Raw genomic sequence first — 24,851 nt, forward strand, 5'->3', positions numbered from 1 at the left:
AGTCCGTAACTGACGAAACGTCAAGATCCGTTCACCGGGGCGCTGACGGAGTTCTGGCGTGCGTACGGGGAAGCCTCGTGGCCCCTGCCGCGGCGAGCAGGCAGAAGCCGAGCACCCACCAGAAGGTGTCGGCGAACGCCGAGGAGATGTCCTGGCCACGGGCGGAGAGCCGCCCTTGGAGGACCACGGCGAGAGCGGCGGTACCCACCGAACCGCCCACGGTGTTGAGCAGGTTGAGCGCTCCGGACGCACGGGGGAGCTGCTCCGGCTCGATCCGGCTGTAGACGATGTTCATCACCGGCGCTCCGACCATCGCCATCCCGAGGCCGCGCACGGCGAGCGCCGTGGCGATCACGGCGTCCGGGATGCCGTGGCCGAGCTGGGTGAACGGAACGGTGCCCGCGAGGATCAGCACGATGCCGGTCACCACCAGGGTCCGCGGTGCCACCTTGTCGATGGTGCGGTTGACCAGGACCGACCCCGCGGCCGCGCCCAGCCCCTGGGGGGCCAGGAGCAGCCCGGCCTCCCATGCCGAGAGGCCGCGGCCGGTCTGGAAGTACAGCGGCAGGAGGAACATCGTGCCGAAGACCGAAGCGCCCAGCACCACCAGTGCGAGGGCGGCCGCGCCGAAGGGCGGCCGGGTGAAGAGCCGGGGGTCGACCAGCGGTGTGGCGCGGGTGCGTAGCCCGTGCACGGTGAAACCGGCCAGCATCGCCAGTCCCGCGGTCACTCCGACGGTGGCCGGAAGTGTGTGGTTGTTGGCCACCTCGGTCAGGCCGTACACCAGCACGGCCAGGCCGGGCGAGAGCAACGCGGCGCCCCGCAGGTCGAACGGCGTCCGCCGCGGTGACGGCGGCACCGTGGGCACGTGCCGACGGGCGAGCAGAGCGGCGACCGCCCCGATCGGCAGGTTGACCAGAAACAGCCACGGCCAGGGCGCCACACTGAGGACGGAGCCGCCCGCGAGCGGGCCGAAGACCGGTGAGAGCAGCGGGACGACCGCGACGACGCTGATCACCCGGCCGGTACGGTTCGGTCCCGCGACGCGGGCCAGCAGTGCCTGCCCGGTCGCGGGCAGCAGCCCGCCTCCGAGGCCCTGGATCACCCGGAAGACGATCAGGCTGGTCGCCGACCATGCGAGCGCGCACAGAAGCGAGCCGAGCAGGAAGACGCCCACGGCGGCGAGCCATGTCCGCTTACCGCCGAACCGGTCGGCCAGCCAGCCGGACGCGGGCACGGCGGCGACCACGGCCAGGAGGTAGGCCGTGCTGACCCACTGGATCTCCGCGACCGACGCGCCGAACTCTTCGGTCAGGGCGTCGATTCCGACACTGACGATCGTGGCGTCCAGGGTGGCCATGAAGGTGCCGAGCACCAGGATGAACGCGACCCGCAGCAGCTGTCGGTCCACTCGCTCGGCGGGAGGCGCGACGTCCTTGCTCATCGGCTCTCCAGGAGATCGAGCACGTCGGCGTCGAGGTGCTTGTCCAGGTTTCGGAGCAGGTCGAGCAGCTCCTCCGCGAGCCCGTCGACATCCACCCCCGCCCGGTGGGCGAGCACGCCGGTCCAGCCGTCGCCGTCCGGCATGACCGTCAGGGTCGCCGGGTGGTGCGTGGCCTCGCGGAAGCGGGTGCCGACGACCGTGAGCCCCGGGGCGGGTTCGCGGAGGCGTTCCGGGTCGACGGGGTAGTTCTCGAAGACCACCATGCTGTCGAACAGCCGGTTCCGCCCGGTCAACCGTTCCAGGTCGGACAGGGCGACATGCTGGTGCTCCACCAGGGCCCGCTGCCGGGTCTGGATGTCGGCCAGCGTGTCGGCGAGTGTTCCGGCGAGCCGTGCCCGCACGGGCACGGTGTTGGCCAGCAGCCCGATGATCTCCTCGACACCGTCCAACTCAGGGGGACGGCAGGCGACCATGGCCCCGAAACAGACGTCCGTCCGGCCGGAGCGCCTGGCGAGCAGCACCGACCAGGCGCCCTGCACCAGCGTGTTGCGTGTCAGACCGCGGCCCGCGGCGAGGCGGCTGAGATCCGCCACCAGGGCGGCGTCGAAGTCGATGACCTCGGGTGCCTGCCATGCCGGGCCCGGCACGCCGCCGCCCAGGTGGTCGCCCTCGGGCAGGCCGTCGAGCTCGGCCTTCCACGCCCCGAGGTCGGGCTCGTGCTCGGCGCACCAGCTCAGGTAGTCGGCGAACGGTACGGGGGCGGGCAGCTCCGGGGCCACGCCTCGCACCCGCGCCGTGTAGAGGGCGAACAGCTCGGTGAGGATGCGCGGGGCCGACCAGCCGTCGGAGAGGACGTGATGGGTGGTCAGGACCAGGTCGGAGCGCTCGGGGCCGCACCTGATCACGGTCAGGCGCACCAGCGGGCCTGCCGTGAGGTCGAAGGGCTCGGCCAGGTCTGCGGCCAGCACCTCCTCGGCCGGCTCGTCGGTCACCCGGAAGTCCGGCCTGGGCGACATGGGGATCACCGCCAGGGCGGCGGGAAACACGGCGCCCAGGTTCGGGTGGCGGGCCAGCAGTTCGTCGCCCGCGGCGCGCAGGGCGTCGGTCTCGAGCGGGCCGGCGAGGGAGAACGCCGACTGCACGGTGTACGGGTCGGGCCGCTCGGTGCGCGAGTGCCGCAGCATCACCTCCTGCAACGGGGTGAGCGGCTGTATGCCGGCGACCGGACGGTCGGGGCCGAGCGCCCTGATCTCCGGCGCGGCCGCGGTGCTCAGGAGCGTGGTCCGCAGATGTCCGCCCAGGTCCTCGATCTCGGCGGCGGTGAACAGCGCGGAGGGCCACGTGATCCGTACCCCGAGCACGTCGTCGCGTACGAGGGCGTTGACCATCAGGCTGTGCGGAAGGGGCATGGCGTCGGAGCCGCCCGAGCCGAGCGGGTCGGCGTCCGGGGGTGCCTGCCACGGCGTCTCGTCCACCGGGGCGCCGGGGTACTGGCCGAGGTAGTTCCAGGCGACCTCCGGTTGCACGGGGTCCAGCAGGCCGGCAGCGGTGAGAATGCCGTGGCCGAGGCCGTCGCCCTGCGCGCGCAGCCGCTCCCTGACGGCCTTGACGTCGTCGTCCGCGTCGAGCAGCACGGGGTGGACGGCCGTGAACCAGCCGACGGTCTGCGACAGATCGACCTGCCGGGGGCGGCCATGGCTCTCCAGCGCGACCAGGAGCCTCCGCGTCCCGCGCCAGTCCCGTACCGCCTGGGCGAGCGCCGTCAGCAGCACGGCGTCCGGGGTGGTGCGGTAGGCGGCGGGCAGGGTCGTGATCAGGGCGCGCGTCGATTCGGCGTCGAGCCGGATCTCGTGGTGCGTCGCCGTCGCCACGGTGTCCCGGGCGGGGTCGAGCGGGCGAGTGAGAGCCTGTGTGGCGCTCATCCGCTGCCAGTGCGGCAGTTCGGCTCGCCGGTCGGCGTCGTGCAGTGAACGCGCCCAGCCGAGGAACGACTCGCCGTGCCGGGCCAGTGTTCCACCGGAGTAGGCGTGTTCCACGTCGTCCAGCAGGACGCGCCAGGACACACCGTCGACGACCAGGTGGTGGGCGATCAGGACGAGCCGGCCCGGCCTGGCCGGCCCGGCGTCCACCCATACCGCGCGCAGCAGCGGACCGGTGCGCGGGTCCATCGCGCCCCGGGCCGCCTCCGTCCCGGAGTCGGACGCGGCCCGCAGGTCGTCCGCCGCCGGTACTCGGGTCAGCACGTCGGCTCCGGTGACCGTGCCGACGGGCGGGATGCGCAGCACGTCCCCGGCCAGCCGGGCACGCAGTACGTCGTGCCGGGCCAGGAGCGTGTCGAGCACGCCCCGCCAGGCCGTCTCGTCGCCGCCGGGCGGGACACAGATCTCCACCCACTGGCAGAACCCGTCCGCGGCCGCCCCCGCACGGCGCAGCAGGTCCCGCATGACCGGGGTCAGCGGCGCGTCCCCGACCGCGGGTGCGTCGCCGGCGTCGAGGTCCCGGGCCCGCGCCGCGATGCCGGCGACGGTCTCCCCCTCGAACACGTCGCGCGCGGCCAGTCCGAGCCCTTGGCGCCGGGCACGAGAGACCACTTGCAGCGCGACGATGCTGTCTCCGCCGACGGCGAAGAAGTCGTCGTCGAGGCCCACGTCGGCGGTGCCCAGGACGTCCCGGAACACCGCGAGCAGCAGCGCTTCGGCCTCGGTGGCGGGCTCACGCCGTGCCGCGGCCGTGATCTCGGGGGCCGGCAGTGCCGAGGTGTCGAGCTTGCCGCCGGGGCTCAGCGGCAGCCGGCTGATCGGCACGAGCGCCGTGGGCACCATGTGGTCGGGCATCTCCCCGGCCAGGTACTCCCGCAGCCGCGCGGTGTCGAGGTCGGCGTCGTCGGTGGGGATGACGTAGCCGACGAGCCTGCCCTCCCGCATGATCACGGCACAGGCGCGGACATCGGGATGGCTGGTGAGGGTGGACTCGATCTCGCCCAGTTCGACGCGGAAGCCGCGGATCTTGACCTGGTGGTCGGCGCGGCCGAGGAACACCAGTTGGCCGTCCGGCCGCCACCGCACCAGGTCGCCGGTGCGGTAGATCCGCTCCCCCGGCGGGCCGAACGGAGAGGCCACGAACGCCGCGGCGGTCAGGCCGGGACGGCCGAGGTAGCCACGCGCCAGGCTCGGCCCGCCGAGGTACAGCTCGCCCGTCACGCCGACGCCGACCGGCTGGAGTCCGCCGTCGAGGACGTAGGCGCGGACGTCGGGGTCCGGGCGTCCGATAGGCAGCGGTCCGGTGTCCTCCGGGTCGTACCGCCACGTCGTGGAGTTGATCGTGACCTCGGTCGGCCCGTAGGCGTTGAAGAGTGCTCTGCGGCCCTCGCCCCAGCGCCGCGCCAGCTCGGGGTCGAGGCGCTCGGCGCCGACGACGAAGAAAACGTCGGGATCGACGGTGCGGTCGTCGGGCATGGCGGCCAGGAACGAGGGGAGCAGGTTCACTCCCGTCACCCGGTGCTCGACGATGTAGTCGAGGAGTTCGTCGCCGGGAACGCGCACCTCCTCGGGTGCGATCACGGACGTGCCGCCCGAGAGCAGGGGCACCATGGTCTGCCAGAACGCGACGTCGAAGCTGGTCGACGCGAAGTGCAGGTACCGGTCGTGCTCGGTGACGCCTACGACCTCTTCCTGGAGCGCGATCAGATCGGGCACGCCCCGGTGCGTCACACCTACGCCCTTGGGGCGCCCGGTGGTGCCGGAGGTGTAGATGACGTAGGCGAGCGCGTCGTCGGTGAGCGTGGCGCGTGCGTCGGCCGGGTCGGTGTCCGGCGCCGACGCGAGCGTGCTCGGGTCGTCCAGCCGCAGCACCGGGATCTCGCGTGCGACGGGCAGTTCGGCGCCGGTCGTCACGACTGCGGCCGGTTCGATGTCGTCGAACATGTAGGCCAGCCGCTCGCGCGGGTAACTCGCGTCCATCGGTACGTACACGGCGCCGGCCTTGGCCACGCCGAACAGCGCCACGGTCATCTCGATGTCGCGTCCGAGCAGGACCGCCACCGGGTCCTGGGGCCGTACGCCGTTCGCGATCAGCGCGTGGGCGAGCCTGTTGGCCTGCGCGTCCAGTTCGGCGTAGCTGAGGCTTCGGTCCCGGCAGACCAGCGCCTCGGCGTCGGACTTGCGGTCCACCCAGGCGGCGAACTCGTCCAGCCAGTTGCCGCGGGCCCTGGCGGCGACGACCTCGGTGCCGGTGCGGAGCATCCGCGCCCGCTCGTCGGCGTCGAGCGCGGGCAGCCGGATCGCGGGCCGTGCCGGGTCGTCGACGATCTCCCGCAGGAGGTTGCGCAGCCAGCGGCCGTAGTCGCGTACGGCCGACGCCTCGAAGGCGCGTGGCTGGTAGCCGAGGCCGATGGTGATCTCGTCGTCGGGGATCACGATGACGGTCAGCGCGTAGTGCGTGGCGTCGGTGATGTCCACCCCGGCCAGGTCGAGGCCGGGGGCGAGGGGGGTGCGCTTCCGGCTGGACAGCGGGAAGTTCTCCATCACGAGCATCGTGTCGAACAGTTCGCCGATGCCCGTGGCCCGCTGGATCTCGGGCAGACCGACGTGGTGGTGCTCGGCCAGGGTGACGCTCTCGGAGTGCACCCGGGCCATGAGCTCACGGGCCGTCATGTCCCGGCTGTGCCGGACACGTACGGGGATCGTGGTGCCGAGCTGGCCGATCATCGACTCGACTCCGTCGACCTCGGCGGGCCGCCCGGAGACCGGGCAGCCGAACACGACGTCGAGGCGTCCGGTGAGCCTGCCCAGCAGCAGTCCCCACGCGGTCTGGAGGACCGTGGTCAGGGTGACGCCCTCGTCGCGGGCGAACGCGCGCAGCCGGTCGCTGAACCCGCGGCCCAGCCCGATGGTTTCCCGGCCCGGCCGCTCGATGCCTGTCTCGGTGCGCGCGGGGGCCAGCCTGGTCGCGTCGTCGACGCCGGCCAGGGCGTCCCGCCACGCGCCGAGCGACGCGTCCCGGTCCCGTCCCGCCAGCCACCGGAAGTACTCCGACAGCGGCTGACCGGCGGGGGCGGCGGGCCCGCCGCCCAGTTCGGCGTAGATGGCGAGGAGGCTCCGGCCGACCAGGGGCATCGACCAGCCGTCGAGCAGGGAGTGGTGATTGGTGATCACCAGCTTGTGCTCGGAGGGCCCGACACGGGACAGCAGGAAGCGGATCAGCGGCGGCCTGCCCGGGTCGAACGGGCGCTCCAGATCGGCGCGTGCGGCCTCGGGGAACCGGTCGTCCTGCCGCCAGTCCAGGGTGATGTCGGCGGGGATCACCTGCACCACGTCGTCGCCGGCCGTGCCCAGGTACACGCGCAGAGCGGGGTGCCGGCGCAGAAGTTCGCGTGCGGCCTCCGCCATCCGGTCCGGGATCAGCTCGCCGGCCAGGGTGGTCACGGCCTGGACGACGTAGACGTCGGTCTCGTCCTCGTCGCGGACCAGGGTGTGGAAGGACAGCCCGACCTGGAGCGGTGTGGCGGGCAGTACGTCGGCGATGCGGCCGGTGCGTTCGAGGGCGTCGATGGCTGCCTGGTCGAGGTGGACCAGGGGGAGGTCGGACGGGGTGAGCCCGCCCCGGGTGTGAAGCGCGTGTTCGGTCAGTGTGTCCAGGGCCGCGGCCCAGGCCGTCTGCAGGGCCGCCACGACGTCGGTGCCGAGCACTTCGGTCGCCGCGGTCCACTCGACGGCGAGCCGGGGCGCGTCTCCCTCGTGGACGAAGCAGTTGAGGGCCAGGACCTGTTCCAGGGCCTTGGCGCCGGGCTCGATCACCGAGAAGGCGTCGTGTTCCGGCAGACGCCATCCGGTCGCGGACAGCGGGGCGAACCGGCCCAGGTAGTTCAGCAGTACGTCCGGGGGCGGGGTGGCCGAGAGCTCGGTACCGGCCTCCGGGTCGAGGTGGCGCAGGACGCCGTATCCGATGCCGGCGTCGGGGACGTGGCGCCTGGCCTCCTTGGCGGCGCGCAGGGCACGGCCCGCGTCGTCGGAGGCGGGAACGCGCACGGGGTACTCGCTGGTGAACCAGCCGACCGTGCGGGAGAGGTCGAGGTGTTCGCGGCCGTGGCCCTCCATGGAGACCGTGATGTCGTCACCGGGCAGGCCCCAGCTCCGCAGGGCGAGCACGAGCGCCGCCAGCAGCACCTCGTCCACGCCGGCGCGGTAGGCCGCGGGCAGCGTCGTCAGGAGCGCCTCGGTGGCCTCGGGCGAGGCCACGGTGACCGAGCGGTGGGCGGTCGACACCGTGTCACGCGCCGGGTCCAGCGGCCGGGTGCCCAGACGGGACGCGGTCGCGAGCGCCTGTCGCCAGTGGTCGAGTTCGCCCCGTCGCGCGCCGGTCGCCCCCTGTTCGGCGAGCAGCAGGGAGTGCCGCCGCCATGATGCTCCGACCGGGTCGAGGGCGCCGCCCGTGCACGCCGTGTGCAGGTCGGGCAGGAGGACGCGCCAGGACACGCCGTCCATGGCGAGGTGGTGCACGACGACGACGAGGCGGTCCGCGGTGTCGTCACAGCTGCGGAGGAGGGCGGCCCGCAGGAGGTCGCCCGTCCTGGGGTCGAGTTCTCCCGCCAGTCGCCGGGCCAGGGCGGTCGTGCCCTCGCCGCGTACCTCGTCCACGACGGCCCGTACCGTGCCCCGGGGCAGCACCTCCAGGCCGTCGGCCACCCGCAGCCGCAGGGCGTCGTGGTGGTCGAGCACGGCCTGCACGCCGGTGACCAGAGAGTCGCGGTCCAGTTCGTCCACGCTCAGGGCGGTCCACTGGGCGTATCCGGCGACCACGTCCACATCGGGATGCGGGTCGAGCAGGCCGCGCACGATCGGCGGCGCGGGCACGGCTCCGGCCGGGTCGTCCACCGGCTCGGGCACGTCCTGCAGCAGTTCGGCGGAGGCGGCCAGGGCGGCGAAGCTGCGGCGCCCCAGCAGGTCTCGCGGCCGCAGCCCGAGACCCACGGCCCGCAGCCTGCTGCTGACGGTGATCGCGGTGATGCTGTCCCCGCCGAGGGCGAAGAAGTCGTCGTCCACACCGACTCGTTCGACATCGAGCGCGTCGGCGAGTACGGCGCAGAGCAGGCGCTCCCGTTCGGTGCTCGGTTCCCGTCCGCCGCCTGCGGCCGCGGGCGCGGGGAGGGCGGCGCGGTCGAGCTTGCCGTTGGGCGTGACGGGCAGTTCGGCGAGCACCACCACCGCCGCGGGCACCATGTGGTCGGGCAGCCTCTCGGCGAGGTGCGCGCGCACCGCGTCCCCGGTGACCGAGCCCGACACGACGTAACCGACCAGCCGGGACGAGAGCACCCTGGCGGCGGCCGCCGTGACCCCGGGCACCGCCGCGAGGGCCGCTTCGACCTCGCCGGTCTCCACCCGGTGTCCGCGGATCTTGACCTGTCCGTCGCCCCTGCCCCCGTATTCGAGACCCCGGCCGGGAACCCATCGGGCCAGGTCGCCGGTGCGGTACATACGATCGCCCGGCGCACCGTACGGGTCGGCGACGAAGCGGTCGGCGGTGGCCCCCGGCCGGCCGAGGTAGCCGCGGGCCAGGTGCGGCCCTGCCAGGTACAGCTCGCCCGTCGTGCCGTAGGGGACGGGTTGCAGGGCACTGTCCAGCACGTAGGTCCGGGTGCCGGCGAGCGGGTGGCCGATCGTCGGCACCCCGTCGTCGATCCGGGCGGTGGTGCTGTCGACGGTGGCCTCGGTCGGGCCGTAGATGTTGCGCGCGTTCGTCCCCGACCCGGCGACCTTCCGCCAGAGCGCGGGCGGGGTGGCCTCCCCGCCGAGGACCAGCAGCGTCGGACGCAGGTCCAGCAGACCGCCCTCGATCAGCGGCGCGGCCATCGACGGCGTGGTGTCGACGATGTCGATGCCGTCGCGGGTGTACGCGGCGAGCAGGGCGTCGGCGTCACGGATCGTCTCGGCGTCGTAGACGTGCAGTTCGTGGCCGCACAGCAGCCACACCAGGTGGTCGAACGCGGAGTCGAAGGCGAACGAGTAGGTGTGAGCGGCGCGCAGCCGCCTGCCCGCGGCCTGCTCGGCCTCCGCGACGACGGTGGACCGCTGGTGGTGCAGCAGCTGGGCCAGACCGCCGACGCGGCCGAGCACGCCCTTGGGCCGTCCGGTCGACCCGGAGGTGTGGATCACGTAGGCCAGGTGCTCGGGGTGCCGAGGCGCGGCCAGTTCACCGGACGTCAGGGGCGCGCCCGGAAGGACGGCGGCCTCCGCGAGCAGGGTGTCCCACGGCAGCCCGTCGATCGCGCCGGACGTCACCACCAGCGCGGGGCGGGTGTCGTCGATCAGCTCGCGCAGTCGCTCGGGCGGGTACGCGGCGTCCAGGGGCAGGAACGCGGCGCCCGCGTCCAGCACGGCCAGCAGGGCTACGACCGAGTCGGCGGAGCGTGGCAGCGCGAGCGCCACGACGTCGTCGGCCCCGATCCCGCGGGCCCGCAGTGCGCGGGCCAGCCGGTGCACCCGGTCCGCGAGGTCCGCCGCGGTCAGCCGCTCCTCACCGCAGACCAGGGCCGTACGCCCGGGTCCGGCGGCGGCCATCGCGTCGAACGCGGTGGGCACGTCCACGGGGGTGCCGGGCAGCGGAGGCGGGCACCAGGCCTCCATGAGCCGGTCCACGTCGCCGGTCATGGCGATCCGCCCGACGGGCCTGCCGTCGACGAGCGCGGTCAGCAGGGTGCGCAGCCCTGACAGCAGGCTGTCCACCGCTGCCTGGTCGTTGGTCCGCGCGTCGACCTCGAAGCCGAGCAGCAGCCCGCCGTCCCGGGTCGGAAGGACGCTCAGGCCCATGTCCTCCGGGGGGCCTCCCGCGACGTTGCGCATCACACCACCGGCCCCGGCGAAGTCGATCGCCAGGTCGAACGCCTTGAGGTTGATCCCGCGTCCGTGCAGCAGAGCGCCGGCGCCGGGCACGCCGAGGTCCTGCGGAAGGTCCTCGCCCCGGTACCGCTGGTGGTCGCGCATCTCGCGCATCGCGGAGGCCACCCGCCGGCTCAGGTCGCCGAGTCCGTCGCCGCCGCGCACGGTGACCCGCAGCGGCAGTACGTTGACGGCCATGGCGGGCGTACGCAGCTCGACGGAGCCGGCCCGGCACATCAGCGGCAGCGCGAACACGACGTCCGTGCGGGCCAGCATGCGGTGCAGGAAGGCGGCGTACCCGGCGATCAGCGCCTCACCCCAGGTGACGCCCTCGGTGTCGGCGAACGCGCGCAGCCGGGCCGTCTCCTCGGGTGTGAGGACGGTACGGGCGGTGAGGGTGCGGTCGGGGGCGCCGACGGCGGCGTCGGGCCCGTCGAGGGAACCGAGTTCGGGCAGCGGGGTGAACCGCTCGACCCAGTACGCCCGGTCCTCGGCGAACCGGTCGCTGTCCCGGTAGGCCTGGTCGGCGGCGACGAGGGCGGCGAAGCTGCCGAACGTCGACCTGGCGGGCTCGCTCCCCCGCACCAGGGCGGTGTAGCGGGCGCCGGTGCGGCGGGCGAGCATCGCCGCGGTGTAGCCGTCGAAGACCAGGTGGTGGCCGAGCTGGGTGTACCAGACCTCCCGGTCGGAGAGCCGGATGACGGTGCGTGAGTAGAGCGGCCGGTCCACCATCCCCCGGCACTGCTCGGCCGCCCGCGCTCGCTCGGCGTCGACCAGTGCCTGGGCGGCGGCCACGGGATCGGCCGCTCCCCTGACGTCGATCACCTCGGGGGGCTCGACCGGCTCCTCGCTGACCGCCTGTCGGGGGCCCTGGGGGGTGTCGTACACCCGCAACCGCAGCGTCTCGGCCTCCTCGGTGGTCGCCCGGACGGCCTCGACCAGCGCCTGGACGTCGACCGGCTCGCCGCCGGATATCTCCACGACGTCGCCGACCACGTAGTACGGCGAGTCCGGCTCCAGACGCTGCGCGTTCCAGATGCCCAACTGGGCCCGGGTCAGGGGGAGGAGGCCGTCGGAGGAGACGCTTGCGGTGCTCAACTTACTCTCCTTGAAGTGTGGGGACGACCATCGGTGTGCCGGTCACGGGGTCGGGGACGATGACACTCGGCAGGTCGAATACGTCCTTCATGAGGGCGGCGTCCACGATGTCTCCGGGGACGCCCTCGGCGACCACCCTGCCGTCCCTCATGGCGACCAGGTGGTCGGCGAAGCGGCACGCCTGATTGATGTCGTGCAGGACGGCGACGACTGTGCGGCCCTCGTCGCGCAGCCGGGCCAGCAGGCCGAGCAACTGGTACTGGTGGGTGATGTCCAGGAACGACGTCGGTTCGTCGAGCAGCAGGTAGGGAGTCCGCTGGGCCAGCACCATGGCGATCCACACCCGCTGCCGCTGCCCGCCGGACAGTTCCTGCACCGGCCGGTCGGCGAGGTCCTCGACACCGGCGGCGGCCATCGCCTCGGTGACGGCCTCCTCGTCGTCCGGCGACCACAGGGCCAGCAGGGACTGGTGCGGGAACCGTCCCCGGCTCACGAGCTGCCGGACCTTGATGTCGTCGGGGGCGAGCGGGTCCTGCGGCAGGAAGCCGAGTTGCTTGGCCAGTGCCTTGGGCGCGTACCCGCCGACCTCACGGCCGTCGAGTTCCACGTGCCCGGCTTCCGGGCGCAGCAGCCGCACCAGGGCGCGCAACAGGGTCGATTTGCCACAGGCGTTGGGGCCCACGACGGCGGTGAACGCGCCGTCGGGGACGTCGAGGCTCAGCCGTGTGGACACGACCCGGTCTCCGTAGCGCAGGGTGATGTCCCGCGCGGTCAGGCGTGCGGTCACGCGCGCCTCACCTCCTTGGTCAGCAGCCAGATCAGATAGCAACCGCCGATCGCGGTGCTCACCACTCCCACGGGCAGCGCGACGGGCGCCAGCAGCATCTGGGCGAGCAGATCGGCGCCTTGGAGCAGAACCGCCCCGGTCAGCGCGGCCGGGAGCAGTGGCACGCCGGCCGCGCCGGCGAGCCTGCGGCCGATCTGCGGGGCGGCCAGGGCGATGAACGCGATCGGTCCGGCCACCGCGGTCACCGTGGCCGTGCAGCCGACGCCGACCAGCACCATCAGCAGCCGGAGCCGGTTGAGTCCGACCCCGGTGGTCGCCGCGACCGCGTCGCCGAGCGATGCCTGGTGCATGGCGTGCGCCCGCGTGGTCATCAGGATCAGCAGTACGGCGATCACCGCGAACGGGATCTGCACGTCGCCCCACCCGACGCCGTTGAGTGAACCCGCGCTCCAGCCGACTGCGGCGATGGCCACCTCCAGCTCGGCGCGCAGCACGATCCACGAGTTGATCGCCGTCACCATCGCGTTGACCGCGATGCCGATCACCACCAGCCGCAGTCCGGAGAAGCCCCGTTGGTAGGCCAGCAGGTAGATCGCCGCCGCGACGAGCAGTCCGCCGAGCACGGAGCCGGCGGCCAGCTGCAAGGACGTGCCCGAGAGCACGGTGATGGCGACGAGGGCACCGGTGTAGGCGCCGGCGTCGAGGCCGATCACGTCCGGGCTGCCCATCGGGTTGCGGGTGAGGTTCTGGAAGATCGCCCCCGCCACACCGAGTGCGGCGCCGAAGACGAGCCCGGCCAGCACGCGCGGGAGCCGCCAGTCCGAGATCACCACGGAGTGTTCCGCCCCGGTCAGTACCGCGAACACCTTGCCCGGGGACGCCCAGGAGGCGCCGTAGCAGAGCCCGAGCAGTCCGAGGCCCAGCATCAGGGCGGCCATGACCGACACGAGTACGGTCGTACGGCGTTCGATTCTCAGTCCGAGTGTGTTCACAGTGACCCCGCCCCGTAGCGCCGGACGGCCCAGATCAGCATGGGGCCGCCGAGGAACGCGGTCACGATGCCCACGGGCACCTCGCCGGTCGGCAGCAGCAGCCGGGAGCCGATGTCGGCGGCCACCAGCAGGACGGGACCCAGCACCATCGAGTAGAGGATCAGCCAGGGCACCGAGCCCGCCGCCGGCTTGCGTACCAGGTGCGGCACGATCAGCCCGACGAACAGGATCGGCCCGGCCACCGCCGTAGCCGCTGCGCAGAGCACGGTGATGAGCACGAGCGCGGCTGCCCGCACCCGGCCCACTCCCGCGCCCAGGGTGTGCGCCACGCTCTCGCCGAGCGCCAGGGCGTTGAGCGCCCTGCTCAGCAGCAGCGCGCCGCACAGACAGACCACGATCGCGGCCAACGGGAGTGCGAGCGGCGCCTGTTCGCGGGCCGCCAGCGATCCGACCGACCAGAACCGGTACATGTCGAAGACATCCGGGAGCATCAGCCGCAGGCCGAGCGCGACACCGCTCAGCACCGCTGTCAGGGCCACTCCGGTGAGTACGAGACGGAGCGGCGAGCGGCGCCCCACGGCGGCCACCAGGAGCGCCGCGAGCACGGATCCGATCACGGCGAAGCCGAGCTGGCCCGCCTGCCCGGCGGCCAGTCCGAGCGCCGAGCCGACGGTGATGGTGAACCCGGCACCCGCGGTGACCCCGAGGATGCCGGGCTCGGCCAGCGGGTTGCGGGCCAGCGTCTGGATCAGCGCGCCCGACACCGCGAGGGCGGCGCCCACCGCGACGGCGAGCAGTGAGCGGGGCCCTCGGACGTCACGCACGATCACGTGGTCGTCGGTGCCCTGGTAGTCCAGCAATGCGCGGACGACCTCGGCCGGCGGGACCGGGCGGGCGCCTATGCCCATGCTGAGCACGGCGACGACCGCCAGCAGCACCAGTCCCCCGACGAGCAGGCCGATCTGCGGCAGGGCGGCCCGCGTCTTCACCGCCGGCCCCGACGCGCGACCCGCGGCGGTCACGACTTCAGCAGCGGAGCGAACGACGTGTCGATCGCGTCCAGGGTGTTCATGGCCGACCCGTAGGTCGCGGCCTCGGTGTAGCGGAGCGGGAAGGTCTTGCCGGCCTTGACGGCGGGCAGGTTCTTCCACAGCTTGGAGTCGAGGACGTACTGGACCGCTTCGGAGACGGTGCCGTCGGCGTTGACGGAGTACGTGATGGCGTCGGCCTCGGCGAGCGACGCCGGAAGCTCCTCGAGGGAGGGGTACTCGCTGACCGCGCTCGATCCCTTGCCGGGCTTCTTGACCTTGCCGTAGTACTTCGCGCCGATGTCCTGGGCGATGTTGGTCCCCCACGAGCCGTCGAACTCGCGATGGAAGTTGCCCTTGGCCACCTCGCCGTACGCTCCGACGTGGCCCAGCTTGAGCTGGGGCAGCACGTCCTTGTACTTCGTCGCCAGCTCGGCGGCCTTGGCCTCGTACGCCTTCTGACCGGCGTCGAACTTGTCGAGGGCGCCGGCCGCGTCGGCCTGCTTGCGGGACAGGTCACGCCAGGCGGAGGGCAGGGTCGGGCCGATGGCCACGACGGGGGCGATGGTCTCCAGCCGCTTGACGTCGATGTCGCCGAGCACGGGGGCGGGCACACCGATGACGATCAGGTCGGGCTCGGCCTCGGCGATGGCCTCGTAGTTGGTCTCGGCCGCCTGCTCACCCGCCACCTTGGTGAGCTTCTTGTACTCGGCGAGGTCCTCCTTGCTCATCATCGGCTCGCCGCGCTTCCACGACGAGATCCCGACGAGCGGCGCGTCGGCCTCGATCAGGGCGGGCACGGCATAGCCGGTGGCCACCACACGCTTCGGGTCCGCCGGAATGGTGATCTTCCCGTTGTCCGCGGCGAACACCCGGGTCTTGGCCTCCCCTGAGGCGTCCGACCCGCCCTCACCCTCCGACGAGGACCCGCATCCGGCCAGGATCAAGGCCAGCGACACGGCGCCGACGAGGCCGGAGGTTCTGCGTATGGACATGCGATGCTCCTCGAAATTTAGGTAAGGCTTACCTTAGTTCAAAAATTCACGTCAAGACACCCAGGAGCGGCATCAAGTCCGCTTCCCGACCTGCCCGTCGGTCAGTGGTCGTCCTCGTCGAAGTCGGCGACCCCGCGCTTCCAGTAACCGGTGATGTCGTGGTCGGCCTTGCCCAGACGCAACTCGTCGCGGACCCAGCGGCGCAGGGGCTTGATCTGCCCCGCCTCGCCCGCGACCCACACGTACACCCGCTCACCCTCGGGCACGGTCACCGAGGTCACGGCCCGTACGAACGCCTCGTCGGCCGCCGCCGACCGGTCGTCGCGGTGCAGCCAGCGCACCTCGACGCCCTCGGGCGCGAAGAGCTCGATCTGCTCTGCGGCGTCAGGGACTTCGACGAACGCCCAGCCCTTCGCACTCCTGGGCAGCTCCTCCAGCCGGCGCGCGATGGCGGGGAGGGCCGTGATGTCGCCCGCGAGCAGGTACCGGTCGTAGGAGTGCGGGACGATCAGCCCGCCGGGCGGACCCGCCAGATGCATCACGGCGCCGGGCCGGGCCTCGCGCGCCCAGTCGGAGGCGAGACCGCCGTCGTGGAGGGCGATGTCGATATCGATCTCACCGGAGACCGGGTCGTAACGCCGCACCGTGTACTGACGCGAGCGGAGCACCGATCCCGCCCAACGCAGCATCGTCCCGTTCGGCTCCGGCAGTCGCAGGGTGCCGTCCGAGTCCGGGAAGAGCAGTTTCACGTGTTCGTCCGGCGCATGGGCCTCGAACCCCTCGGTGCCCTTCCCGCCGAGGGTCACCCGCAGCAGACCGGCCCCGACCATGACGGTCCGTACGACCTCGGTCTCCCGGACGCCGATCGGGTAGCCCACCTTCTCGGCGTGGAGGCCCGCACGGACTTCTGCGATCCGGTCCAGGTGACGGGCCCGGTGGTCGGCCAGGCTCATGCGGCGCCACCCGTCAGGAGCTCCGTCCAGTGTCCCAGTTCGGGCTGTTCGGCCAGGTCTGGGTACTCCAGCGTGTCCGCCCCCGCTCCGCGCCAGCGCTCGATCAGGACCATCGTCCGCACCGAGTCGAGCCCCAGGTCGTTCAGGTTGTCGTCGAGCTCGATCTCGGCGGGGTCGCAGCCGATCAGTTCCGCGACGTCGGCACGAACGCGCTCGGGCGTCAAGGTCTGCTGGTTCATGGGATGACTCCTGAGGGGATGGACACCGGCTGCGGGGTAAGCGCCGGCGATGGTGGTCACGACGCCCCATCGCGGGGGCGACGTACGCGCACGCCCGACCGGGGCACCAGCCCCGTCCGAACCTAGGCGAGGCTAACCTAACTTCAAGTTCCTTGGGGCAGAATACACAGTGCGGATCGCTGTGATGCGGCCCTCCCACCACGTGATTCCGCCGGTCGTGACCTGCCATCAGAGCCCCGCGCGGTCAAGCCGGTTGATCTTGAGCAACCGGCGACCGGCGACCGGCACGAAGCTCCCGTTGGACCGGCGTGGGCCGGTCCCTCATCGGAGCCGCGCTTCCCCGGAACCGTCCTGCCGATCATGGTTGGTAGCCTCGAAGGATGACTGCGATCTTCGACGAAGCCGTCCGCGCCCGGCTGCAGGCTCCCCACATCTGGTACGTCGGCACCGTGTCAGCCGACGGTGCGCCGCAGGTCAGCCCGATGTGGGTGGACCTGGAGGGCGAGGGCGAGCTGACGTTCAACACCTCGGTGGGCCGGGTGAAGGAGGAGAACCTGCGCCGCGACCCGCGCGTCTACCTCTCCCACGCGGACGCCGCCGATCCCTTCGACCGCGTACAGATCAGCGGTGAGGTGGCCCGCTTCATCGAGGGCGAGGAGGCGCACACACGGATGGACCGGCTGGCACAGAAGTACCTGGGCAGCGAGCGGTTCGAGTGGCTCATGCCGGAGGAGCAGCGGGTCGCCGTGATCGTCCGCCCGCTCAAGGTGCGGCACATCGTCGGTGTCGAGCGGTTCCGGCCCGGCGGCCCGGTCCCTGAACAGCCCGTCGACGGATCCCCGTACGCCTGACCCATGGACAAACCGTACGGCCGAGGCCGTGACCCCGCGCCGGGTCACGGCCTCGGGCGTACGACGACGGCTCACCGGGGTGCCCGCGCGGTTGATCCCCGGGGAGTGAGCGACAGGGTGGGATGCGCGATCCGGCACAGCTGGGACTCGCCCCCACACGCCGGCGACGAGGAGCTCCTCGACCGTGCCCCCGGCCGGCACCATCTCGCCGGGGGCCGGGAGCCGGGAACCGCAGGACGGAACGCGGGGCGACGGTCATCTCGACGAGTGGTGCGGGTCCCTTCGCTGCTGCGCCTGCTCAACGCAACGGGAGGAGGAGCGCCGGGACTTCAGGCTTACGGCTGCGACGACTCGGGCAAGGTGAGGATCTCGGCTCCGTCCTCGGTGATGGCGATCGTGTGCTCGCTGTGCGCCGTCCGGCAACCCGTCGCGCTTCGGAGCGTCCACCCGTCGGCGTCGGTGACGAGTTTCGCGGTGTCCGCCATGACCCACGGCTCCAGCGCCAGCAGCAGTCCGGGGCGCAGTTTGTATCCACGGCCGGGCCGGCCGGTGTTCGCCACGTGGGGGTCCTGGTGCATCGTCGACCCGATGCCATGCCCTCCGAATTCGGTGTTGATCTCGTACCCGGCCTGGCCGAGGACCGTGCCGATGGCGTGGGAGATGTCGCCGATACGAGCTCCGGGCCCGGCGGCGGCGATCCCTGCGGCCAGCGCGCGCTCGGTCGCCTTGATCATCGCGATGCTCTCCGAGGGCTGCGCATCGCCCACGACGAAGCTGATGGCGGCGTCCGCGGCGATTCCTCGCTTGGAGACGGCCAGGTCCAGCGTCAGCAGATCCCCGTCGGCGAGTGTGTAGTCGTGGGGCCGACCGTGGAGCACGGCATCGTTGACGGCCGTGCAGATGTAGTGGCCGAACGGGCCTCGCCCGAAGGACGGCGCATAGTCGACGTAGCAGGATTGCGCCCCCGCCTCGGCGATCATCGCCTTGGTCCACCGGTCGATGTCCAGGAGATTCGTGCCGACCGTGCTCCGGCTCTTCAGTGTCTGCAGGATGCCTGCGACCAGGGCGCCTGTGTCTTTTGCCCGGGCCAGCAGGGCGGGGTTCAGGATCTCGATCATGTGCCACTTTCCTCACGGAACCAACAACTATACCGGTCAAACTATACCGGTATTAGAATCGTGGTCGTGGTCGGACTGCCGCCCGGTCCCGCAGAGGTCGCACGTGCCGTCAATTCGGCACCCTTGCGCGTCAGGCCCGGAGAGAACGCTTGATGAACTCGACGGCCAAACCTGCATGCGAGCGCGGCGGCAGGACACGCCGGGCGGTCGGGCACGTCGGGCGGTCGGGCTCGTCGGCCTCACCACGCGGCGGCGTTCAGCGGGGAAGCACCCAGTCCGGCGCCCAGGTTCCGGCGGCACCGGCGCCGGTAGCGCCGGAGGCGAGGTGAGCTCGGAGGGTGGCCAGCGCCGGGTGGGGGTTGTCGCGGTGCCAGAGGAGTGAGTGCGGGTACACGGGCGTCGGGCCGGTCACCGGGATGCGGCGCAGGCCGTGGCCGGCGGGCCAGACGAGGCGCGTCCGCCCTCCCATGAAGGTGGCCAGGGCCGGTGTGTCGGCGACGGTGTCCAGGAGGGCGTCGGAGCCGAAGTTGGGGCCGGTCGCCTCGATGGTGAGGCCGAACGCGGCGACGAGGTCGTCGTAGTACGCGGCCCACTCCGTTCCGGGCACGATGCCGGGCATCCAGATACGGTGCCCGGCGAGCTGGGCGACGGTCACGGACCGGGCGCCCGCCAGCGCGTGGGCGGGGCCCGTGAGAAGTTCGAGCGGCTCGTCGAGCACCCGGACGGACTCGATGTCCTCCGGGAGGGGCCGACCGGGCACGGCGACGGCCCGGAAGGACGCGTCGATCGCACCGGACCGGATGGCGGCTACGGCCGTCTCGATTTCGAACAGCATCACCACGTCGAGGTCGATCTCGGGGTGCGCCCGGTGGAAGTCGCGCATCAGGCCCGATACCCCACCACGCGAGTTGATCACGTCGACGCGGAGCGGACGGCTGCCGGTGTGCACGGACGCGACGGCGCGCTCGGCGACGCGCAGCAGCTCGCGTGCATGGGGCAGGAACGCCTGCCCGTCGATAGTGAGCCCGGCTCCGCGCGCGGTGCGGGTGAACAGTCGCACGCCGAGGGTTCGCTCCAGCGCGGCGATGCGTTTGGAGACGGCCTGCTGGGTGACCGCCAGCTCGGTGGCGGCCTCCTGGAACTGCCCCGCGTCGGCGGCGGCGACGAAGGTCCGGACGGCGTCGAGGTCCATGCCCGGCACTCTACGGCCACAACTGTTGGTTGTGGATTTCGGCCCTGTGGTTGTTTGACCCCCGGTCACAGGGCTCGCTTTGATGATGCCGATCGCGGATCGGTTGTACGGGTGAGGGGCGAGGGGCCGGGCATGGGGAGCGGGCACCGACTGGGCCGACGGTTCGGGTGGCTCTGGGGAGCGTACGGAACCAGCGCGCTCGGCACGTGGCTCGCCTTCGGCGCGTTTCCGCTGATCGCCGTCCAGGTGCTGCACGCCGGACCGGCCGAGGTCGCGGCCCTGTCCTCCGTGGGGGCGGCGGTGGGCGCGGCGGTCGCGGTGCCGCTCGGCCCGTGGGTGGAGTTCCGCCGCAAGCGGCCGGTGCTGATCACGATGGACCTGATCCGGTTCGCGGCGCTGCTGACGGTCCCCGCCGCGTTCGCGCTGGGCGCGCTCACCTTCGTTCAGCTCCTGCTGGTCACCGTCGTCGTCTCGGCAGCGGACATCACCTTCCGCGCCGCCTCGGGCGCGTATCTGAAGACGCTTCTGCCGCCCGAGGACCTGCTGATCGCCAACGCCCGGTTCGAGTCCACGAACTGGACGACCACGATCATCGGACCGCCGCTGGGCGGCGGGTTGACCGGGCTCCTCGGTCCCGTGGCCACGCTGGTGGCCGACGCGGTCAGCTATCTGCTCTCGGCCCTGGGCATCCGCGCGACGGGTGGGCAGGAGCCGCTGCCCGGACGACGGGAGGCCGCCCGTATGCGGGCAGGGGACCTGCTCGACGGCTGGCGGTACATCCTCGCGGACGCGACACTGCGTGCCCTGTTCTTCAACACCGCCTTGTTCAACGGCCTGGTGATGGCCACCCAGCCGCTGCTCGCCGTTCTCATGCTCGGCCGGCTGGGGTTCGCACCGTGGCAGTACGGCCTCGCGTTCGCCGCTCCCGCGGTCGGCGGCCTGCTCGGTTCACGGCTTGCCCGGCCGCTGGCCACCCGGTTCGGGCAGCATCAGGTCCTGGTCGTGTCGGGGACGCTGCGGGCGGTCTGGCCCGTCGGCCTGGCCTTCCTGGGGCCGGGCACCGGCGGGCTGCTGCTGGTGATGGGGGTCGAGCTCGGGCTCATCTTCTGCTGCGCCGTCTTCAACCCCGTCCACGCCACCTGCCGCCTGGAGCGCACCGCCACCGACCGGGTCACCCGCACCCTGTCCGCCTGGGCGGTGACGACCAAGGCTTCGGCCGCGCTCCTGACGGCCCTCTGGGGAGTGCTGGGCAGCCTGCTCGGCCCTCGCACAGCCATCGGCCTGGCCGGTGTACTCGTGCTGGCGACCCCGTTGCTGCTCCCCCGACAGGAATCCGGACGAACTTCGAGGCGCAGATCAGAAAAATCAATTTTTCTTCGTTGATAACTTAAAAAACTCAAGCTAAAAATAAAGAGCGAAAGTCACCAAGAGTGAGGGGCCGAGGGTGGACTGGCAGGAACTGACGGACCTGACGCGTGGACAGCCGTTCGTGGTCGAGCGTGTCCGCCTCACGGGCAGCGGCGTGGCGGTCGAGGGGCAGTTCGAGCCGCCGCAGCTTGCTCAGCTCGGCATCGACGACCAGGTGTTCGTCGCCGCGTTCGTACGGTCGCACGGTTCGATCAAGGAGATGGAGCGGATCTTCGGGGTGAGCTACCCGACGATCAAGTCCCGGCTGAAGCGGATCGCGGAGCACCTCGACTTCGTCGACACCGACCCGGCGCCCACCGGCGCCGCCGACGTCGTCGACCGGCTTCGACGCGGGGAGATCAGCGCCCAGGAGGCGCTGGCCGAGCTGGAGAAGCCTCGGTGATCCCGTTGGTGACGGTACGCCGCCGCCGTCGGGACGGCCGATGGCGACGGCTGCACGTCCCGGTCCTGCCGCTCCTGCTGGCGTTGTCCCCGCTGCTGCTGCTCGCCGTGGCGGCCGGAGTGTTCGTCTGCCGCGCCACCGGCGTGAGCCCGGGAGGCGCACTGCGCGGCGCGGGGCAGCTGGTTCGGGCTCTGCCCGGCACCCGGTTCGAGCTCGAGTACGACGGAACGGCCGTCATGGTAAGCGTCAGATGAGTCGGAGGAGCAGTAGATGAACGAGCAACGCCGCCAGATCCTGGAGATGCTGGCCGAGGGCAAGATCACCGCGGACGAGGCCGAGCGCCTGATCGGCGCCCTCGAGCGCGAGCAGCCCGAGTCGCCGACGGGAGCCGCGTCCCGCCCGAAGTCCCGGCCCAAGTACCTGCGCGTGGTCGTGAACGCGGCAGACGAATCCGGCAAGGAGGGTGGGAGCCGGGTCAATATCCGGGTCCCGCTGCAACTGCTGCGCGCCGGGGTCCGGCTCACCAGCCTCCTCCCCCCGCAGGCACTGACCAAGGTCAACGCGGAGCTGGACAAGGCAGGGGTGCCGATCGACCTCAGCGAGCTCAAACCTCAGCACCTCGAAGACCTCATCGAGCATCTCGACGACGTCAGCGTCGACGTCGACGACCCCGACGCCAAGGTTCAGGTGTTCTGCGAGTGACACCGCCCCGGTCGGGCCGCCCGTCCGGGCTACGGGGACGGGGCCGCCCGGCCGGCTGACGGCCGCGGACGCTCGGCCTCTCCCGGCGGGTGCCCGGGATCCCGCGGCCGATATCGCGGCGGCCGTTACCCCGCCGGGGGCGACCGATCACCCGATCCGCGCACCGCCGCCGCGGTGAGCCCGCGGTCCGACCGCGCTCGGGGCCGCTTCCGGTGCCCGGAGGCGGCATCGCCGCCGCCCAATCACACGCCGGCCGGGCGCGCGCAGCACGACCGATGCCTCCGACGCCTCGGAGCAGACGGAGAACACCATCCGGCGCGCGGATCCCGGCGTGTAGGGGCCGGCGCTCCGCCCTGTGTCACGCCGGCTCAGCTCGCTTCGGTGCCATCCCGCAGGGCGGCGATCCTGCCCTTCAGGGCCCAGGGCACCTCGGACGCGTCGACGCGTACGTCGATCACCGTCGGGCCGTCGGTGGCACTCAGGGCACTCGTCAGCTCCGCCTCGAAACGCGGCAGGGTACGCACCGTCACGCCGTGGGCCCCCAGGCCTCGCCCGATGGTGGCCGCATCCATCGGGGTGCGGTACATGGCTCCGTGGGAGTGGCCGAACACGCCGTCCTGGACGTTCTGGACCATGGCGTTGCCGCCGTTGTTCAGGACGACCCAGATCACCGGCAGACCTTCCTCCGAGGCCGTGTGGGTCTCCATCCCGCTCATCGCGTACGCGGCGTCACCCGTGAGCGCCACGACCGGGCGTCCAGCAGCGGCGAGCGAGCCCCCCACGGCGGCGCCGGCGCTGTAGCCCATGGAGCCGACGTTCAGGGAGACATGGACTGCCCCGGGGGGCCGGCTGACGTAGTACTGGCCCAACCAGCTCAGGCAGTTGCCGTTGTCGACGAAGAGCTGTGTCCCGGCCGGTGACAACCTGCTCATCGACGCGACGACGGCCGAGGCGCGCAGTCCGCTTCCTCCTGTGTGCGGTTCCGCAGGCTGCGGCTGCCACGTCGGCCTCTCCGGACTCCGGCCGTGCTGCGGTCGCCCGGTCCCCAGGACTTCGAGCACGGCGGTCAGGGTGGCGGCGGCGTCGCCGACGACTTCGATGTCCGCCGGGAAGCCCGCATCCATGCGCAGCGGGTCGATGTCGACCCGGCACACGCGCCTGCCCGCCGTCAGTCCCGGGTGCCAGTTGGCGGTGGAGAGTTCACCCAGCGCGCTGCCCAGCACGAGGAGCGTGTCGACGGCAGGGTCGAGAACCACCTCATGTGCCCGTGGAGAGCCGGCGAACCCGAAGACGCCGGCGGAGAGAGGATGGTCCTCCGGGAAGACGCTCTTCCCCTTGATCGTGGTGGCGACCGGCCACCCCAGCCGTTCGGCCAGGCGGGTCAGAGGCTGCGTGGCACGGGCGATTTTGGCTCCCTGACCTGCGAGTACCACTCCCTTTCCGGCTTCCCCCAGCAGGTCCGCCATCTGCCTCACCGCAGCCTGAGCCGGCTCGGTGACAGAAGCGGAGCGCAAGCGTTCCAGGGTCCGTATGCAGGAGCCCGTATCGGTCGACACAGACTTCGTGAGGAAGTCGGTCGGCACCGAGAGGTGCACGGCCCCGGGGCGGCCTGCCCGTGCGGTCCGCATGGCATGGGCGAGCAGCCTGGGTGTCTGATCGGGGTGGAGCACGAGAGCCGACAGTTTGGTGGCCGAGCGGAAGGCGGCGACGGTATCGACGGACCAGTTGCCGCCGCTGCTGTCCTGCAGGCTTCCACGGCCCGCCAGCGACGTTCCTGTCTGGGCCGTGATGACCAGTATCGGCACTCCGTCGCTGGTCGCGCTCGCCGCAGCGGTCAACGCGTGCAGGGCGCCGGGCCCTGCGGTGGTGCACACCACCCCTGGGCAACCGGTCGCCTGTGCGGTCCCCTCTGCCATGAAGCCGGCACCTTCCTCGTGCCTGGCCAGCACCATGCGTATGCCCGGCTCGCGGTCCACGGCCTCGTACAGGGAGAGGAGCGGCCCTCCCGGGACGCCGAAGACATGGCGTACGCCGAGTGCGCGAAGGCCCCGTACGAGCAGTTCGGCGACCGTGGGCGGCTGGGAGGCAGAACTGCCGCCCGGTATCGGGCAGCTGTCGGATGTCATCTGAACGATCCTCGCTTACCGTGATGAGAGCAGTGGGTCCTGCGGACGGACTCCGGGCGCCGAAAGGAGCCGAGGATGGAGAACGACCCCTCCCGTTCACCGGCGGACCGGAACGAGCCCGAGCCGGTCACGCTCGACCTCGCACAGGCCGTCGTTGCCGGTTCCCTTCGCGGAATCTCGCTGGACGCCACACATGTCACTGTCAGCAAGACCGTCATACCTCCGCACGGCAGCACTGGTTGGCACTACCACCCGGGCCCGGTCCTCGTGCTGGTCGCTGAAGGTACCCTCACTCACACATATGCCGACGGGAGCACCGATACCGTCGGCGCCGGTTCCTGCTTCGTGGAGTTGTCGGGCCCGGAGAACGCCCACGTGGGGGTCAATCCGGCAGCGGTTCCGCTCGTTCTGCACGCGGTCTATTTCCTGCCCGACGCGTCATCCCCACGGGCCGTGCCGGTTCCCGAACCTCATTGAGGAAAGCCACCGAGCGGATCCCTGACGGACGGGAACGAAATCTCGGACGGCTCTTCCACGAACGCCGCGCGATGAACGAGCTCACTCTCTTCACCCGCCGCCATGAACGCACGGGTTCTGTGCGCGCTGATGATTTCCGCCAGGACAAAGGGATCATTCATGGGCC

At 71.8% G+C, this 24,851-nt stretch carries 18 protein-coding genes; 6 read left to right on the top strand and 12 right to left on the bottom strand.

Annotated elements, in window-relative coordinates; genetic code table 11:
* Window positions 1–31 precede the first annotated feature (31 nt).
* The 8 genes from OG379_RS03995 to OG379_RS04030 form a co-directional block, all read right to left on the bottom strand.
* Window positions 32–1,444, bottom strand: coding sequence for an MDR family MFS transporter (locus tag OG379_RS03995; RefSeq protein WP_405659331.1), 1,413 nt, complete (start codon window positions 1,442–1,444; stop codon window positions 32–34).
* The gene (locus tag OG379_RS04000) at window positions 1,441–11,415 is read right to left on the bottom strand and encodes an amino acid adenylation domain-containing protein (protein ID WP_405659333.1); all 9,975 of its coding nucleotides are present in this window, start codon (window positions 11,413–11,415) and stop codon (window positions 1,441–1,443) included. Before OG379_RS04000 ends, OG379_RS03995 begins: the two co-directional genes overlap by 4 nt.
* A gap of 1 nt (window position 11,416) precedes the next feature.
* Window positions 11,417–12,202 (bottom strand): ABC transporter ATP-binding protein, encoded by a 786-nt coding sequence (locus OG379_RS04005; RefSeq protein ID WP_405659336.1) that lies wholly within the window; start codon window positions 12,200–12,202, stop codon window positions 11,417–11,419.
* Window positions 12,199–13,140, bottom strand: a complete 942-nt coding sequence (locus OG379_RS04010) for a FecCD family ABC transporter permease (RefSeq protein WP_405668402.1) — start codon at window positions 13,138–13,140, stop codon at window positions 12,199–12,201. The genes OG379_RS04005 and OG379_RS04010 overlap by 4 nt, the downstream gene beginning before the upstream one ends.
* Before the next feature lie 50 nt (window positions 13,141–13,190).
* Entirely contained in the window at window positions 13,191–14,216 is a 1,026-nt protein-coding gene (locus tag OG379_RS04015; protein ID WP_405659338.1) for a FecCD family ABC transporter permease, read from the bottom strand.
* Window positions 14,213–15,217 carry an ABC transporter substrate-binding protein gene (locus tag OG379_RS04020; RefSeq protein WP_405659341.1) on the bottom strand — a complete coding sequence of 335 codons (1,005 nt, stop codon included), beginning with the start codon at window positions 15,215–15,217 and terminating at the stop codon, window positions 14,213–14,215. Before OG379_RS04020 ends, OG379_RS04015 begins: the two co-directional genes overlap by 4 nt.
* Window positions 15,218–15,318: 101 nt before the next feature.
* Entirely contained in the window at window positions 15,319–16,170 is an 852-nt protein-coding gene (locus tag OG379_RS04025) for a siderophore-interacting protein (RefSeq protein ID WP_405659343.1), read from the bottom strand.
* On the bottom strand, window positions 16,167–16,409 hold the full coding sequence (locus OG379_RS04030) for a phosphopantetheine-binding protein (protein WP_322986379.1): 243 nt from the start codon (window positions 16,407–16,409) through the stop codon (window positions 16,167–16,169). The genes OG379_RS04025 and OG379_RS04030 overlap by 4 nt, the downstream gene beginning before the upstream one ends.
* A 380-nt stretch (window positions 16,410–16,789) precedes the next feature.
* Between OG379_RS04030 and OG379_RS04035 the strand changes: the two genes are divergently transcribed.
* Window positions 16,790–17,260, top strand: a complete 471-nt coding sequence (locus OG379_RS04035; RefSeq protein WP_405659345.1) for a PPOX class F420-dependent oxidoreductase — start codon at window positions 16,790–16,792, stop codon at window positions 17,258–17,260.
* Window positions 17,261–17,595: 335 nt separating this feature from the next.
* Here the strand turns inward: OG379_RS04035 and map are convergent, their stop codons facing one another.
* Complete coding sequence (gene map / locus OG379_RS04040; protein ID WP_405659347.1) at window positions 17,596–18,378, bottom strand: type I methionyl aminopeptidase; 783 nt, start codon at window positions 18,376–18,378, stop codon at window positions 17,596–17,598.
* Window positions 18,379–18,634: 256 nt separating this feature from the next.
* Window positions 18,635–19,570 (bottom strand): LysR family transcriptional regulator, encoded by a 936-nt coding sequence (locus OG379_RS04045; RefSeq protein ID WP_405659349.1) that lies wholly within the window; start codon window positions 19,568–19,570, stop codon window positions 18,635–18,637.
* A 132-nt stretch (window positions 19,571–19,702) separates the two neighbouring features.
* On the opposite strand from OG379_RS04045, the gene OG379_RS04050 reads away from it, so the two are divergent.
* From OG379_RS04050 to OG379_RS04065, 4 genes are all read left to right on the top strand, one after another.
* Window positions 19,703–20,953, top strand: a complete 1,251-nt coding sequence (locus OG379_RS04050; protein WP_405659350.1) for an MFS transporter — start codon at window positions 19,703–19,705, stop codon at window positions 20,951–20,953.
* Between the two features lie 61 nt (window positions 20,954–21,014).
* Window positions 21,015–21,380: a DUF2089 domain-containing protein gene (locus OG379_RS04055; protein WP_405659352.1), complete on the top strand. Its 366-nt coding sequence runs from the start codon at window positions 21,015–21,017 to the stop codon at window positions 21,378–21,380.
* A complete protein-coding gene (locus OG379_RS04060; protein ID WP_405659354.1) occupies window positions 21,377–21,634 on the top strand; it encodes a hypothetical protein in 258 nt (85 codons plus the stop codon). Before OG379_RS04055 ends, OG379_RS04060 begins: the two co-directional genes overlap by 4 nt.
* A gap of 16 nt (window positions 21,635–21,650) precedes the next feature.
* The gene (locus tag OG379_RS04065) at window positions 21,651–22,082 is read left to right on the top strand and encodes an SHOCT-like domain-containing protein (RefSeq protein WP_322986375.1); all 432 of its coding nucleotides are present in this window, start codon (window positions 21,651–21,653) and stop codon (window positions 22,080–22,082) included.
* 368 nt (window positions 22,083–22,450) lie between these two features.
* Here the strand turns inward: OG379_RS04065 and OG379_RS04070 are convergent, their stop codons facing one another.
* Entirely contained in the window at window positions 22,451–24,208 is a 1,758-nt protein-coding gene (locus tag OG379_RS04070) for a thiamine pyrophosphate-binding protein (RefSeq protein WP_405659357.1), read from the bottom strand.
* 75 nt (window positions 24,209–24,283) lie between these two features.
* Here OG379_RS04070 and OG379_RS04075 point away from each other — a divergent pair, with 75 nt between their 5' ends.
* On the top strand, window positions 24,284–24,685 hold the full coding sequence (locus OG379_RS04075; RefSeq protein ID WP_405659359.1) for a cupin domain-containing protein: 402 nt from the start codon (window positions 24,284–24,286) through the stop codon (window positions 24,683–24,685).
* On the opposite strand, the gene OG379_RS04080 is transcribed toward OG379_RS04075, so the two are convergent.
* Entirely contained in the window at window positions 24,679–24,846 is a 168-nt protein-coding gene (locus OG379_RS04080) for a hypothetical protein (RefSeq protein WP_405659361.1), read from the bottom strand. The genes OG379_RS04075 and OG379_RS04080 overlap by 7 nt on opposite strands.
* Window positions 24,847–24,851: the final 5 nt, after the last annotated feature.

Origin of the sequence: Streptomyces sp. NBC_01166, from assembly GCF_045039765.1 — a bacterium.
GTDB lineage: Bacteria > Actinomycetota > Actinomycetes > Streptomycetales > Streptomycetaceae > Streptomyces.

Excerpts from the sequence above, each read along its gene's own strand:
- OG379_RS04070 (WP_405659357.1), bottom strand. The coding sequence starts at position 24,208 with ATGACATCCGACAGCTGCCCGATACCGGGCGGCAGTTCTGCCTCCCAG.
- OG379_RS04065 (WP_322986375.1), top strand. The coding sequence starts at position 21,651 with ATGAACGAGCAACGCCGCCAGATCCTGGAGATGCTGGCCGAGGGCAAG.
- OG379_RS04080 (WP_405659361.1), bottom strand. The coding sequence starts at position 24,846 with ATGAATGATCCCTTTGTCCTGGCGGAAATCATCAGCGCGCACAGAACC.
- OG379_RS04045 (WP_405659349.1), bottom strand. The coding sequence starts at position 19,570 with ATGGACCTCGACGCCGTCCGGACCTTCGTCGCCGCCGCCGACGCGGGG.
- OG379_RS04075 (WP_405659359.1), top strand. The coding sequence starts at position 24,284 with ATGGAGAACGACCCCTCCCGTTCACCGGCGGACCGGAACGAGCCCGAG.
- OG379_RS04020 (WP_405659341.1), bottom strand. The coding sequence starts at position 15,217 with ATGTCCATACGCAGAACCTCCGGCCTCGTCGGCGCCGTGTCGCTGGCC.
- OG379_RS04035 (WP_405659345.1), top strand. The coding sequence starts at position 16,790 with ATGACTGCGATCTTCGACGAAGCCGTCCGCGCCCGGCTGCAGGCTCCC.
- OG379_RS03995 (WP_405659331.1), bottom strand. The coding sequence starts at position 1,444 with ATGAGCAAGGACGTCGCGCCTCCCGCCGAGCGAGTGGACCGACAGCTG.
- OG379_RS04050 (WP_405659350.1), top strand. The coding sequence starts at position 19,703 with ATGGGGAGCGGGCACCGACTGGGCCGACGGTTCGGGTGGCTCTGGGGA.
- map (WP_405659347.1), bottom strand. The coding sequence starts at position 18,378 with ATGATCGAGATCCTGAACCCCGCCCTGCTGGCCCGGGCAAAAGACACA.
- OG379_RS04010 (WP_405668402.1), bottom strand. The coding sequence starts at position 13,140 with ATGGCCGCCCTGATGCTGGGCCTCGGACTGCTCGGGCTCTGCTACGGC.
- OG379_RS04025 (WP_405659343.1), bottom strand. The coding sequence starts at position 16,170 with ATGAGCCTGGCCGACCACCGGGCCCGTCACCTGGACCGGATCGCAGAA.
- OG379_RS04030 (WP_322986379.1), bottom strand. The coding sequence starts at position 16,409 with ATGAACCAGCAGACCTTGACGCCCGAGCGCGTTCGTGCCGACGTCGCG.